This window comes from Paenibacillus sp. 2RAB27 (genome assembly GCF_052115445.1).
Lineage (GTDB): Bacteria > Bacillota > Bacilli > Paenibacillales > NBRC-103111 > Paenibacillus_E.
Map to the genome: position 1 here is coordinate 104423 of NZ_JBFRGR010000013.1, position 14196 is coordinate 118618.

Genomic DNA, 14196 nt, shown 5'->3' on the forward strand with positions numbered 1-14196 from the left:
CTGTTTACACCTGACCTATCATTTCCTATTCAAGAACATGTTACTACCTATTATGCCTATACCTATGCCCTTTATTGTAACTTATGATTCACAAAAAAGGAAACAGAGACAGGAATTGCAGATGGCGCTACCGCTTCTCTACTTTTGCCTTAGGCTTCACTCGGAGCCACCTTGGTGCCCACCAATTGGCGTCACCGAGCAGTTTCATAAGCGCAGGAACCAGCATAACCCGGACGATCGTGGCATCAATCAATACAGCGAGTCCGAGGCCAAGTCCCAACGCTTTCATAATTTCGATATCCGTGAAAATAAAAGATCCAACTACGACAACAAGAATGAAAGCCGCGCTTGTAATTAAGCTCCCCGTTTTTTTCAAACCCTCAGCTGTACTCTGATCATTGTCCCCACTCACCTCATACTCTTCCATGATACGTGAAATGAGGAACACTTCATAATCCATAGAGATACCAAATACGACGCAGAAGATGATAACAGGCAGCGTTGCACTCACATATCCGATTGACGTAATGTGCAGCATATCCGCCATAAATCCATGTTGGAAAACTAATACGACGATACCTAAGCTAGCACCTAAACTAAGCATATTCATCAGCACAGCTTTAAGCGGGAGCAGGACGGAACGAAATGCCAGCAAAAGAACGAGATAGGTAATTCCCATAACGAAAATAAGAACTTCAGGAATTTCCTTTTGAATGCGATCAATGATGTCCAATCGGTAGGCAGGCCCACCTGTAACCGCAGTCTCTAATGCTTCTTTGTTTAACTTGCGGAGCTCATGAACTAACGTATCCGTCACAGGATCATCCGTGTCCTTCTCAGGTATAACGACCATCAAAGCGGTATGACCTTTCGCTAATTGCGCGTCTTCTAACTGCTTTTGAACATCCCTCTTTGTAAACATACCTGTAAGCTCTGTATTCGAATGCTGTCCTAAGACGGTTAGATAGCTCTGCACCTCTTTTACACCAGCGACAGCTTTGACCCGCTCTCCGTAAGCTTGAATCTCGCTGATCGAGTCTGCTGACCAGATCTCCTCTTTCGTATGTATCACAATTTGAATCGGCCCTGTCATACGAGGATCATAGGCGGTTTTGAGCAACTCCGCTCCATATCGGGATTCATAGCTTGGAGGAAGAACCTCCGCATTAGGCACCCCTAATTTCATATGCCAGATCGGTGTCATACTGTAGATCAACACACCGCCTATTAGCACAACTAAAACGACTGGACGTTTCATCACCGCGTAGGCAATTTTCTCCCAGAATTTCGATGTTTCTTGCTTACGGAATCCTTTTGGAAGGACCTGTAAGGAGTTAATGCGATGACCTAAAATACCTAGAAGTGCTAACAGAACTGTATTGGCCACAATGACGGAAATTGAAACAACGATAACCCCCCCGAGACAAAGGGACCGGAAGAAGGTCAAATCCACAAACAGCATCCCCAATAAACCAATAAGTACCGCGATACCCGAGAAGAAAATCGATCTTCCTGCTGTTTGACATGTCATGGCTACGGCAGCAGCTACACTACCTTGTACTTTAAGCTCCTCACGAAATCGGCTAACCAGAAATAGCGCATAGTCAATCCCAACAGCAAGCCCCAGCATCGTAACCATATTCGGCAAAAAATTCGATAAAGATTGATGCTGCGCGATAAAATAGGTAACTCCCAGTGTGAGCGTCACACTCATCAACCCCACGACCATGGGGAGGAATGCTGCAACAAATGTACCGAAAACAATTAACAATACGAGAAGTGCAATAGGTAAACCAATCGCTTCCGACTTGGCAATATCATGTTTGCTGGCTACTTGCATGTCATACAGAATTGCGGGACCTCCCGTAACATACACGTCCATACCTGCCGGTGGATRCACAAGCGACTTAAACTCCGGGTATGCCTCCAAGGCAGGATCTGTATCCAATGTGAGCGATACACTAACAGCTTGGACATCTAGATGTCCCTCGTTCCGAGGCGTAGTTATAAATTTCACATTCTCCACATAAGACAGTTCTTTCAGTTTCGTAAGTGAGGCCATAATCGCGTCTTGCTGATCTTTCACTGTTATATCAAGCCCATTACGCCCCGCATAAACGATATTCAGCTGTGTTCGAGGCACACCAAGCTCATCCCTCATTTGAATCAAGCCCAGATCGGATTCGCTCCCTTTCGGAGTAAACCCGTTGTCCTTCAACATGCCTGGCGTTTTTTGAGCAAAAATAGCAAAGATAAGCATTAAACTAATGCCAATCGTTAGCACTAACCATCGGAACCGAAACATGGCGTGCCCCCATCTCCAAAACAACCCTTTTTCCATGGACTCCCGCATCGTGCTTCCTCCTTAATCTACAAAAAGAACCTGGTTTCCCAGGTTCTTTATCCAATACGTGCTATATCTATGCTATAGAAGTGTAGGCATACTTGAATCTAATTCCGATTCGCTAACCTTAATTTCCCCAATTTCGGAAATTAATATCGATAGCTTGCTTGAAAGATCAATTTCATAAGGTTCTTTAAGTACAGTACCTGCTTCATCTTGAAGCACACGAATAGTCGGTCTATGTGGAACAGTCATATTCAACTTCGACACAATGCCATATTCGCCAGTATTCAGTCGTACCGTAATCCCTAGTGGGTAAATGGCAATTTTGTCTCGAAACAAAGCAATCTGACTTTGATCATACATCGTACCAGATCCCGCGAATAACTGCTCCATTGCTTCATGTGGCAATAAAGGTCTGCGATACACACGTGTAGTCGTCATGGCATCATAGGAATCGACAAGTCCAATCCATCTGGCGAACTCATTAATTTCGCCCCCTTGAATGCCCCGTGGATATCCACTGCCATTAATCCGTTCATGATGCTGCAAGGCACAATGGGCTGAAAGAAGTGGGATATTCGGCTCATCCTTCAATAAATTGAAGCCATAGGTCGTATGATTTTTCATTTCCTTGAACTCGTCCGGTGTTAGCTGAGAAGGCTTGCGAAGAATGCCTAATGGCACTTTCGTTTTTCCAATATCATGCAATAAAGCACCTAAACCAAGAGTTTCGAGCTTATCACGACTGTACCCATAACTGATTCCAAGCATGATTGCATAAATACTCACGTTGACCGAATGCTGAAATAAGTAATTATCTTTCACATTCATATTATTAAGCATGACCATCGCACCCTCATGAGCACTTAGATCATCAATAATCATCTTCATGACATTACGAAAATTACGACCAATATCGTAATAATTCACTGCTCCGCGCTTATTCGAATCTTCCATTACCTTCTTAAACGTATTGCGAATTTCGATCACTGCTTTGCTTCTTGTTTCATCCTGAATGACATCCTCTTGAATAATATCATTCGTTCTAGCATCTTCTATGTAAATATAATCAATTCCATAGCTAAACAAGCGATCAAGGAGTCTCTGTGTAAGCTCAACATTAACGGCCAGAAGGACCATACCATCATCGTTGTATATATTCTTAGCCAGCCTCATCCCAGGTTGACACATGTTGATCGGCATAAACAGCATTTCAGGACCCCCGCATAGGTGAGCATTACGTTCTATTTAAATGTAATAGATTTTAAAGAAAAGTTCAATACAAAAAACCGCATCTTTCGACGCGATTCGCTAGTGTTCTACTTTAAAAACATATAAAGCGCGAAAATTATTGCAATGGCAAAACGATAATACGCAAAGTAAGTGAGCTTCATCTTTTGTACAAATTTAATAAAGGATACGACAGCCAGTAAAGCCACTACGAAAGCCACTAAAAATCCTACAACAAAAAAGGCCAAATCGTCGGATGACAATGCTTCATAATTTTTCAAAAAGTAGACCCCTGAAGCCCCGAACATAATCGGAATGGCCATTATGAAGGTGAAATCCGCTGAAGCGGCACGGCTTACACCAGAAAGCATACCGCCTGCAATCGTGGAACCCGATCGAGAAAAACCAGGCCAAATCGAAATGAGCTGCCACAATCCGATAGCAAATGCTTGGCGATACGTTAAATCATCAAGGACGGTCGTTTTGGGTTGTTCCTTTTTCTTCTCAGCAATGATCAATAGAATACCACCGAGCACGAGTCCAATTAAAACGGTTGTTGTATTGAATAGCTTCTCATCCACAACATCATTAAATAAAACTCCGATCACACCAGCAGGTATGATACCAATTAAAATATGAATTAAATTCAGTTTTTTCCCTGTTTTACTTTCGCTTTTCCGATTCACAAGTCCAAATAATGAAAGAATTCGTTTCCAATAAATAATAACTACCGCCATAATAGCACCCAATTGAATCACGAAATCGAACGTCTTCATGACTTCGTCATTTTGTGTGTTTAGCAGGCTCTGTGCCAAAATCATATGCCCTGTCGAGGATACGGGTAAAAACTCAGTCAAGCCCTCAACGATCCCAATAATGATCGCCTCAAAAATTGTATGCATAATTGCCCCCTAAAATTCTGATAACTATCAGGAATCTTGCTCCGATTACTATTCTACCTGTTTAGGACTGGGTCTGACAACATCTGAGAATCGAAAGTGGTGGCTGCTTGCAATCGCAGCCTCATCTTGCAGTTGTTCAGCTAACACATCACGGATAAATTCCGGCAGCATGTAAACGATCTGCTTGCCTCGGCTCAACGATATATAACCTGAGCCGAACGTAAACATATCGATCGTGCCCACGAGGTAGGAACGTTCTGGATCTAACAATTCCTCGCCGACATATACGGCGACGATGCGCTCGTAGGGAGGGCGCGTAGCATCCACTTGGACGGTTATCCCGTCCACACAGAGGACGCCTAGCACCTCCCCGCGGAAGCCGTAGCCGCGTATCGGCTTCTCCATGAACTCGTCAAGCAGCGACTCTTCGAGCGCTTGACGAATATCCGCGCCGCTGAGCTGCATGCGGCAGGGATTGATCGGGCCGGGGCAGATTTCCAGCAGCCGGCCCCGGGTCAAGCCCCCCTCCTTCAGTCCCTGAAGGAGCTGCCCGCTATTGACCAGCCCGATCTCGGCGCTGGTCCAGCGGCGAATACCCGCGGCAAGCAAGTTGCCGAGCGGGGATTCGCCGTACCAATCCAGACGCAGCGGCTGCCGCAGCTGCGCCACCTCCACCGCCAGCGAGGCGCTGCTGGCGATGCGGTAGTGCTCCAGCAGGGTGATGACGCTGCTGTCTTCTTCGCTCGCGTCCGTCATCGGGACGACGCGGCCGTTCAGCTCCACGATCCGGCGCTGCGCCGGGTCGTAGGCAAGTTCGATGTGGCCGGCATACTGACCGAACTTGCCGGCCGCACCAATATAAGTGCCGCTGATCAGCAGCGGCTCTTCAAGTAAATGATGCGTGTGACCGCCAAGGATGAGATCGATGCCGTCCAGCTCCTCAGCCATCCGTTGATCCGTTCTCAGACCCAAATGCGACATGACGATTAGAATGTCCACCTTGGGGCGTAATAGGCTCACATGGGCGCTTACAGCCTTCATAGGATCACTTACATGCCAACCGAGCAACTCATAGTAAGCTTGATAAGCAGCCGTAACCCCAATCAAACCAATACGAAGACCGGATTTCTCAAGTGTCAGTGAAGACAGCATCCAATCAGGAGTTTCATTCGTTTTGATTTCTGTAATGTTACTGCCAATAATCGGGAACTGCGCGTGTTCCAACACAACCGATCGCAGCCAATCCGGCGTGAAGGTTAGCCCTTCATTATTTCCCAGAACCATTGCCTCATAGCCTGTGGCATTCATGATCTCTAAATTAGCGATCGCATTCGTTCCTTCTGTCTCTGGAAACATCCGATCCATATGATCGCCAATGTCAAGTGTCAGTACTTGATCTGGCGGCCAGAGACGGCGGATACGATCAAAATAAGCGCTTATCTTGGGCATCTGTTCGAAATGGCTATGAATATCATTCGTATGCAATATGACTAGCCGTTGCAAGGGGGACGTCATCCCGTTCACCTCTCTTCATGGGCAAGTAGTTCCTAGCATGTCTCTATATTATGCAAGTATCCTCTTCCTCATTTCTTGAATTTGAGCTCACCCGGGGTAACTTTGTTCTTAAACCCATAAGTTGCTTCTTCACCTAAACCTGGATCGTTCAGAAACCATACCTTAACAATACTTTTTACATTCAGACATTCACTGCTTCCATCAGGTACATATAGTCGAATAGGGTATCCTTTCTTCAATGCTTGTCCCTCTTGTGCATATAGGAATAGTGCTTGATCCGCTTGCCCCCAAGGTATCAACGCTTGGAACTCATCTACCGCTTCCACCTTCACATGAGTAGGCTCTTCATCAGTACGATGCTGCCCCTTATTGTTCCAGTTACGGTACCACGATTTGAGATCAAATGCCTCCCCCTCTACAGACGGAACGCGATCTTGAATGTTCAACCGCAGCTCCGCTAATGTCACCATTTCATCAACAGTAAAGGTTTCCTTGCGCTTATGTAAGTCAGACACTTCTATGTGTGAATTGGATTGCATGCTTAGATCTCCTCCATTAATTCAAAATTCCATGCCCTGCCAAAGGATCACTCCATTATACCATTTTCAGGGCAAAATATGATATGCTGTAAGGGATTCTAACATCTATCGCAAGGAGAAACAAATTGAACTTACACATCCAACTCTTCGCAGGTCTTGTAGACCTATTCGGTACTGCGGTTCTAACGATTTCAGTCGATCAAGATTCCATTACCATTGCACAATTGAAGGATAAAATCGTCACCGATTATCCTGCTGCCTCAGGGCAGCTTCCTATATGTTTTTTCGCTAAAAATCAAGCTTATGCCGGTGATCAGGAAACGGTTTCCGCCTCCGACGAGCTCGCACTCATACCACCTGTTTCAGGTGGGCAGCCTTCGCTCTATGAGATCACCGATTCAACGATTGATGTCGTCTCCGTGACCTCTAAGGTGAATCATCCCAACCATGGCGCTTCACTCGCCTTCATCGGCACGACGCGAGAAATGACGTATGGACAGCGAACAGTCCTATTGGAGTATGAGGCTTATGTCCCTATGGCATTGAAAACGATGGCAAGCATCGGCGAAGAAATCAATGCGAAGTGGCCTGGCACGCTGTGTGCCATTACACATCGATTGGGTAAGGTCGCGATTGCTGAGGCCAGTGTCGTGATCGCTGTATCCTCGCCTCACCGCGCTGATTGCTATGACGCTAGTAGATATGCTATTGAGCGTTTGAAACAAATCGTGCCCATTTGGAAAAAAGAAATATGGGAGGATGGGTCCGAATGGAAAGGCAATCAAACAGGACCCTGGAACCCGCTTCAAGCACCGCAGGCTGATAACTGATTTGAACGGAGATGACTTTACTTGGACCCGCATTTACATACAGAAAATGCAACAGGAATTGACCCACGTTATTCGAGACAAATTCTTTTCCCCCCCATTGGCATCGAAGGTCAACGCAAACTTGGCCTTGGTCGTGTTGCTATTGTTGGTATGGGTGCTTTAGGCACCGTTCTTGCCAATCATATGGTGCGAGCAGGCGTTGGATATGTTCGGATCATTGACCGTGATTTTGTTGATAAAAGCAATCTGCAAAGACAAATGCTGTACGATGAAGAGGACGCTGCTGCCACGATTCCCAAAGCAATTGCCGCTGCGAAACGTCTTCAGCTCGTGAATTCCAATGTCGTCATTGATCCTCATGTCTGTGATCTTAACGCTACAAATGCCGAAGAATTGCTTCATGATGTCGATGTGATTCTCGATGGGACCGATAACTTTGCCGTTCGTTTCCTGCTCAACGATGTCAGCATGAAATTAGGGATACCTTGGATCTATGGCGGTGCTGTAGCTTCACGAGGCGTTTCGCTGACGATTATCCCTGAACGAACACCTTGTTTGCGCTGCCTCTTCCCACAAGCACCTGCTGCGGGTACCACGGATACTTGTGACACTGCAGGTGTCATTGGAGGAATCATCCATGTTGTCGCTTCTTTCCAAGCCACAGAGGCTCTTAAGTTGCTCGTAGGTGCGACGGATCAGCTCAATCTCAGCATGCAGCAATGGGACTTATGGTTCAATCAGAACTCCGCAATACGGGTCTCTGGAGCTAAGAAGTCGGATTGTCCCGCTTGTGCGCAGAAGCAATACGAGTACTTAGATGCCCATCTTGAAAGTGATACCATTCAATCCTTATGCGGGCGCAACTCGGTTCAAATTCATCCGGTTATTCCCAGCACGCAACCACTGGAATACTGGGAGGAACGACTTCAACCGCTTGGTCTGGTTGAGAAAAATCGTTTTCTTTTAAAGTTTCACGCATCTGAGGATATTCAAATTATTCTATTCCCTGGTGGTCGTGTTCTCATTCAAGGGACTGAGGATTTAATTCAAGCCAAAAGTCTTTACAGTCGTTATATTGGGATGTAGTATTACAATATACCTACCAGATACTAGGACTTGGAGAGGAGCTTCTATGCGTGTACATGTGCTTCAACTTATTGTTGGTGACAAATTAATTTCCGATTCCTACAATGCAGTAGGCCTTCATCTTCTATCCTCGGGCACCGTTCTCGATGCTGGAGACATTTCGATGCTCAATCGCCACAGTGTGGATTATGTTGATATAGCTCCAAGAAGCAGTGAAATCGAGAATGTCGTAGAGGAAGCGCCAACTAGACAAGCTAATATCTTACAGGTTACCTCTTTTAACAACGCAACTCAGGGTATTAAAGAAATGTTTGAAGCTTTGCAAGACGGTGGATCTCTTCGCAATGAAACTGTAGAATCCGCTTTCAATCCACTGATAAACAGCATACAAGAGGAGAAGGATGTAGTTTCGTTACTTCTATCTTTGCATAGTAAAGATGACTATACCCTACAGCATAGTGTTCAAGTTGGGATACTGTCTTATTATATTGCCAAATGGATGAATAAATCCGAGAAGGATGCTATCGTCATCGGAAAAGCAGGCTATTTGCACGATATCGGGAAATGTCGAATACATCCAGATATTCTGAATAAGCCAGGTAAGCTGACAAAGGAAGAATTCGAGGAAGTTCAGAAGCATACCATTCATGGGTACGATATCATTCGCAAATCATTAAAGGATGAAACGCTCGCTCTTGTTGCTCTTCAACATCACGAGCGTATGGATGGTACAGGTTATCCTCTACGGAAAAGCGGTACGGACATCCATTCCTACTCCAAGATTGTCGCGATCGCAGATGTCTACAGCGCCATGATATCCAGCAGAGTGTATCAACAACGACGTGATCTTTTGCATGTGCTTAAAGAGCTTCATCGCATGAGCTTCGGCGAGCTGGATCCCAAGATCACCCAAGTGTTCATACGCAACATGATTCCTAACTTTATAGGTAAAAAAGTGTCTTTGAGCGATGGACGTGAAGGTACGATCATCATGACGAACCCTACTGATTTCTTCCGACCGCTCATCAGCATCGACAATCAATTCTTGGATTTATCGCAGCAAGCAAATGTAGAAATTACGAAAATTGCGATCTAATACATAGATAGTTAAATAATTAGACTGCTTACCGAAATCGCAATTCCGATATATACCGCAGCAAGAAGGGTACCTACAGCCACATTCCCTCCTTTTAGCTGGTCTGATAGCTTCATGCCTGGGGTTAGCCAATCGAACACCCAATATGAAGCTATTAAGCATGCGTACCCTACTGCAAACCATAAGCTCATATGCCAAATGGAGGCGTTCGTATAGGCAGCAATGCCTAGAATGATGGCCGTAGCTACGAACTTGCCTCCCATGGTAATCCCCACAGCCACGTTGCCGTTATTTATTTCTTCCATATCCCGATAGGGTGTCATTAAACTAAAGATGTACATCCCTGCAAACTGTAACAAGACAATGACGAATAAACTTATAATAAGATTCACAACGATCACTCTGCCCACCCCCGAAATTTAGCCATCGATTGATCAAAATCTGTATAATCATGTACTTCCTCTAGGACTACGCTTACTTCTTTTTTATCCTTGAACGCTTTGTATCTCTCTTCTGGAATCGGCTGCTTAACCTTCTGCCCAGTTGGCAATTCTACTACCGCAAAGTACCTGAATTGGCTATCCAGATCTGTTTTATAAACACCGATCAATTTCACATCCGTCTTTATTTCCACTTTCAGCTCCACGAGATCTTTGTCGGCTTCTTCTTTTGTTTTGAAGGACTTAATTGGTTTCCATTGTGACAAAGTAACATCGTTCTTTCCTTGACTGTCCGCTTTCATCGTGGCTTGCATGAAACTCAGTACCCAGATACTATCACCTGTCGCAAAATTCTGATCGTTGGACATTCGGTCATTGTTCGGCAACAGCACCATATCACCATCAATGAGATCACCGACCTTAACTTGCTGGACTTGATAATCCCATGGCACGTCACCAGGAGCATAACTGGATGTTGTCGATACGTTGCCTGTTGTTGATTGGCTTAGGACGGATGGTTTCTTATCGAATATCATGCTGAACAGCCATATGATAACGATAATTCCGATAAGTCCTATGGCCAATAGTATAAATCTTCCTTGTTTCAAGGCGCTTTCACTCCAATCGCCACAAATTGACTTGCATTTCCTGTTATGATGCCGCCTGCCCTACCTAAAAGCCCACATGGCGTTCCATTCAATACGAATAGACCCGTTAATAAATGTCCTTGACCATGCTGGAAAGTTAGCCGCGGCAGGTCTGCCCTTTCTTGATACACACGTTTAAAAAACACACTCGTGTCAAAGCCCGCTTCATCCTTAAATTCCAGCTCTCCATTTTCGTTATATAGCTCAACAGAGCCGCCTTCGCGGCCAAACATCGATTTGGACACATAGTTACCTTCAAGGATAGGATGCGTATAGGTTGGCAACATGTAAGTCTTGATGATCTCATGTTCCTCTTGCGTAAATAATGCTGATTGCTTTATATGAAGATCCCAGATCAATGCTTGCAAGCCTTTGGATTGTAAAATCACAGCATGCAAGGGATTGAACAAATGAACGAATTGCTCCTCAATTGCATACGACAGCGCTTCTCCCCCGTCGTCAACCCCCATCCACTCCTTCGGATATAAGGCAAACATACGCTGAATGGTCTGATCAGCACCAACCTTTACGACGCCCTCGTCGATCCATAAATTCAAACAGTCCACGCATGTCACTTTTCTTCCGCTATGAGCAACGAGTGCATCTATCGTTCCTGTGTCTTCCGCATGTACACCGTAGGCTATACAAGCTGCGTAATCTGGTGCCTCGATCTCCCAGGCTGCCTTGAGAAGCTCCTTCATCCTGCCATTCGGTGATTCCAAACCATATTGTACACAAAGCCATGGAGTCGCGATAGAGGCTTCTACATAACCCGTAGGTGTATCTGCGTTTAATTCTAGTAATTTAATGTTACCTGCCTGATCGACTGTAAAATCAAATCTCGCATAGCGGCTTATAAATCCCTCGCCATTCGGCTCAAGTCGATCCAGCCCATCCCAAAGCATTTCCGGTATCGATAAGTCTGCATAAAGCTCCCTTTTGCCGAAAACGTAACGAGCAGCTTTATCAAACACCTGCCAAAGTCCTGCAGCAGCATGAATAAGGTCCTCATATACCTCATTCGGCATAACGACAAGTTGATCAATCCAGTACTCTTCGTTCTCCAAATTAGCCCACGTAAATCCAAGCTCAGCTAGTTGCCGTACGCGAGAATTTCTGTCAAGGGCTGGTGTCCCAATCACTTCAAATACCATGCAATTAACCCCCAGAGCTTGAGCTGGAGGAGGAGCTAAAACCGCTTGATTTACCACCTATGCTGCCTGATGAGGTCGAGGTTGACTTGGAGCCGCTAACTGAGGAACCTGTTGTACCTGATTTGGTGGTCGTTGACGATTTATTCGAATTCGATGTAAAGGTGCCACTACCGCTTGAAGTTGTTGGAGCTTTCGTTGTCGAACGATTCGTAAAAGAGCTTGGTTGATACGTTTTATTGACATAGGGTGTATTGGATCGATAATAATACGAGCGATGATTATTCCCCCAGCTGCTAGATGAATAAGGGCTTACGGTATTGAAAATCAGATGATAAAGCAGCAGATCATCCCATAGAGCCTGTATTGGGACTTGGTGTCTCCGCAGCCTGTGCTGTTCCTAGCAGCATGTGGCCTAACAAGATCAAACTCAGTGAAGTTGATAGTACTTTAAGCGGTCGTTTCACTCCTTGCTCCCTCCCCCCTCTGCGCCGGCTTTAACGAGCAGCAACTCAAACACATGGAGATCCAAATTCAAACGGCCCTCAATCATTTCGTATTCCTTCCCGCCAACGAGAATAAAATTAGCCACATTCAAGGCTTGAATAAGTTGTTCATCCCAGGCACGTTCACCAAGTTTGAGCAGTTGCCCCTCGGGCAACTTTTCATAAAGCACGATTGTCATAAGGCTAGCCTCCTCCACAAAAAGCTTTCTACACATTTAAACGCACGAGGGATTCAATTGTTTCAAAATAGACAAAAATAAAAAGCCTATCCATCGGATAGACTTTTCCCATTACTCCTATTAATAGGCAACTCTCTTTGCCTTTAGAAATGTTTTTTTCCAATAAGCTTTATCAATATTGCTGATTTGTACCCCATTCTTCGGCGCCGGGGAGGCATGCAGCATCTTCATGTTTCCAATGTAAATCCCTACATGACCAACGGTTTTGTTCGATTTGAAACGACCTGGCACGTAGAAAAACATCAAATCCCCTTTGCGTAACGACTTGCGAGAAACCAAATTACCTTTAGTAGCTTGTTGCCGAGCTACCCGCGGCAGTTTAATATTATATTTCCCATAAATATATTGTGTAAATGTCGAGCAATCAAATCGTCCTGTTTGGGGATATGGGCCCGTACCAAATTTATACTTTACACCCATATAATTTTCCCCTTTACTAATCAATGCATTAATATCGATATTCTTCAAAACCGGCATAACGTCATTTTGATCATTTGGCGACCATACTTGTAGATCCTGCTGGGTCTGAATAGGCATCCCTGCAGGATTTGCACCTGCCCCGTTGCCTTTGAATGGGTCTGTAGGATCATCCCCGAAACTCAACTCTGGTGAGTTATCATTCGCACTTGCAGGGTCATCTTCATGCTCAATGATCGCAACGGGAGAAGCATGAATAATGACGTCCCCTTTTCTAACTTCGTACGACATATCATCTTGAAATAAGTCAGCTAAGTCCGAGACAGGTAAATAAGCCGTTCCGCCCTCTTTCACTACCGGTTGGCTTAATTGAATATCCGCCCCATCCTTCATGGCTTTATTCGAGTTCATGATCAACTCAAAGTTAGCATCATTGTCCCCTAAAATCAGCTTGCCTTCAGAATCTTCCCATTCAGACTGGAATTTAAGTGTTTTGATTAAATCTTGAGCAGAAACATAATTAACGTTCCCAATTTGTTTCATCGGTAGGACTGCATCATTGCTTGCTAGCGCAATGATATCTTTCCCAGCTTGTGACATACTCTTCGTAACCGAATTGCCGGAGCCAGTTAAACCTGTCGGGCTTTGCGACGGTGCTACACTTGGTGGGCTCGCATTCTCCTTCCCACAAGCCGTCGAAATCGCCAGCATGACAATCACGCTTCCTATTGCCGGTATCTTTAGCTTATTCCACATGAAATTCTCTCTCCTTAAGGGACACATTATTGTCCTTTATAGAGTGAGACAAGTGGCATGCAAATATGCAATCCGTTCGTTCAAATGGGCTTGGCGTTTGTTGGAAGTAATRGAATCTGTGAGGGAGTACGCCGTATAAATGTAGAATTGATACATATATTTGTTCAAGGAGGAGTGATGATAGTGGGTATTTTTATCACAGACGAGCGCATTATCCTGATTGATCATCAAGGTGTCACTGGCAAGAAAACGAAAGTCTCCACGATTGATCTAGATGCCATCTATGAGGTATCGATGGAATCTGGCGGTACTGGGTTTGATGATAGCGAGCTCATTATTCATTACATAACCTCACCATATTACAAAGCGAATAACATTACGACGGCGGCTTATCGTTTTGAATTCAAGAAAAAGTTCAATATCCAGTCTTTATATGTAGCCCTCCAATCGGCAGCGACACAGAACCGTAAGCGAATTAACGGATAATATACGAAA

15 protein-coding genes are annotated in these 14196 nt (G+C 44.9%); 5 read left to right on the forward strand and 10 right to left on the reverse strand.

The window, feature by feature from the left end:
• Nucleotides 1-127: 127 nt before the first annotated feature.
• From AB4114_RS18740 to AB4114_RS18760, 5 genes are all read right to left on the reverse strand, one after another.
• Complete coding sequence (locus AB4114_RS18740; protein WP_441989843.1) at nucleotides 128-2353, reverse strand: MMPL family transporter; 2226 nt, start codon at nucleotides 2351-2353, stop codon at nucleotides 128-130.
• Nucleotides 2354-2425: 72 nt separating this feature from the next.
• Nucleotides 2426-3559 (reverse strand): HD-GYP domain-containing protein, encoded by a 1134-nt coding sequence (locus AB4114_RS18745; RefSeq protein ID WP_441989844.1) that lies wholly within the window; start codon nucleotides 3557-3559, stop codon nucleotides 2426-2428.
• Nucleotides 3560-3666: 107 nt separating this feature from the next.
• On the reverse strand, nucleotides 3667-4479 hold the full coding sequence (locus tag AB4114_RS18750; RefSeq protein WP_056624158.1) for an undecaprenyl-diphosphate phosphatase: 813 nt from the start codon (nucleotides 4477-4479) through the stop codon (nucleotides 3667-3669).
• Nucleotides 4480-4527: 48 nt separating this feature from the next.
• Nucleotides 4528-5982: a bifunctional metallophosphatase/5'-nucleotidase gene (locus tag AB4114_RS18755; protein ID WP_441989845.1), complete on the reverse strand. Its 1455-nt coding sequence runs from the start codon at nucleotides 5980-5982 to the stop codon at nucleotides 4528-4530.
• Nucleotides 5983-6062: 80 nt separating this feature from the next.
• Entirely contained in the window at nucleotides 6063-6533 is a 471-nt protein-coding gene (locus AB4114_RS18760; RefSeq protein ID WP_441989846.1) for a hypothetical protein, read from the reverse strand.
• Between the two features lie 125 nt (nucleotides 6534-6658).
• On the opposite strand from AB4114_RS18760, the gene AB4114_RS18765 reads away from it, so the two are divergent.
• From AB4114_RS18765 to AB4114_RS18775, 3 genes are read left to right on the forward strand one after another with little or no spacing between them, the layout of a single operon-like run.
• On the forward strand, nucleotides 6659-7363 hold the full coding sequence (locus tag AB4114_RS18765) for a molybdenum cofactor biosynthesis protein (protein ID WP_441989847.1): 705 nt from the start codon (nucleotides 6659-6661) through the stop codon (nucleotides 7361-7363).
• A 57-nt stretch (nucleotides 7364-7420) separates the two neighbouring features.
• Entirely contained in the window at nucleotides 7421-8449 is a 1029-nt protein-coding gene (locus AB4114_RS18770) for a ThiF family adenylyltransferase (RefSeq protein ID WP_441989899.1), read from the forward strand.
• 46 nt (nucleotides 8450-8495) lie between these two features.
• Nucleotides 8496-9545, forward strand: a complete 1050-nt coding sequence (locus AB4114_RS18775) for an HD-GYP domain-containing protein (RefSeq protein ID WP_441989848.1) — start codon at nucleotides 8496-8498, stop codon at nucleotides 9543-9545.
• An 11-nt stretch (nucleotides 9546-9556) separates the two neighbouring features.
• On the opposite strand, the gene AB4114_RS18780 is transcribed toward AB4114_RS18775, so the two are convergent.
• Genes AB4114_RS18780 through AB4114_RS18790 form a run of 3 tightly spaced genes read right to left on the reverse strand, consistent with a single transcriptional unit; the run spans nucleotide 9557 to nucleotide 11786 of the window.
• On the reverse strand, nucleotides 9557-9946 hold the full coding sequence (locus tag AB4114_RS18780; RefSeq protein ID WP_441989849.1) for a DUF350 domain-containing protein: 390 nt from the start codon (nucleotides 9944-9946) through the stop codon (nucleotides 9557-9559).
• Nucleotides 9943-10593 (reverse strand): signal peptide protein, encoded by a 651-nt coding sequence (locus AB4114_RS18785; protein ID WP_441989850.1) that lies wholly within the window; start codon nucleotides 10591-10593, stop codon nucleotides 9943-9945. The genes AB4114_RS18780 and AB4114_RS18785 overlap by 4 nt, the downstream gene beginning before the upstream one ends.
• Nucleotides 10590-11786, reverse strand: a complete 1197-nt coding sequence (locus AB4114_RS18790; RefSeq protein ID WP_441989851.1) for a glutathionylspermidine synthase family protein — start codon at nucleotides 11784-11786, stop codon at nucleotides 10590-10592. Before AB4114_RS18790 ends, AB4114_RS18785 begins: the two co-directional genes overlap by 4 nt.
• A gap of 59 nt (nucleotides 11787-11845) precedes the next feature.
• Between AB4114_RS18790 and AB4114_RS18795 the strand changes: the two genes are divergently transcribed.
• Complete coding sequence (locus AB4114_RS18795) at nucleotides 11846-12013, forward strand: hypothetical protein (RefSeq protein ID WP_441989852.1); 168 nt, start codon at nucleotides 11846-11848, stop codon at nucleotides 12011-12013.
• 233 nt (nucleotides 12014-12246) lie between these two features.
• Here AB4114_RS18795 and AB4114_RS18800 read toward each other — a convergent pair whose 3' ends face one another.
• Nucleotides 12247-12468: a hypothetical protein gene (locus tag AB4114_RS18800; RefSeq protein WP_441989853.1), complete on the reverse strand. Its 222-nt coding sequence runs from the start codon at nucleotides 12466-12468 to the stop codon at nucleotides 12247-12249.
• Nucleotides 12469-12588: 120 nt separating this feature from the next.
• Entirely contained in the window at nucleotides 12589-13701 is a 1113-nt protein-coding gene (locus AB4114_RS18805) for an NlpC/P60 family protein (protein ID WP_441989854.1), read from the reverse strand.
• A 183-nt stretch (nucleotides 13702-13884) separates the two neighbouring features.
• On the opposite strand from AB4114_RS18805, the gene AB4114_RS18810 reads away from it, so the two are divergent.
• A complete protein-coding gene (locus AB4114_RS18810; protein WP_441989855.1) occupies nucleotides 13885-14187 on the forward strand; it encodes a PH domain-containing protein in 303 nt (100 codons plus the stop codon).
• Nucleotides 14188-14196: the final 9 nt, after the last annotated feature.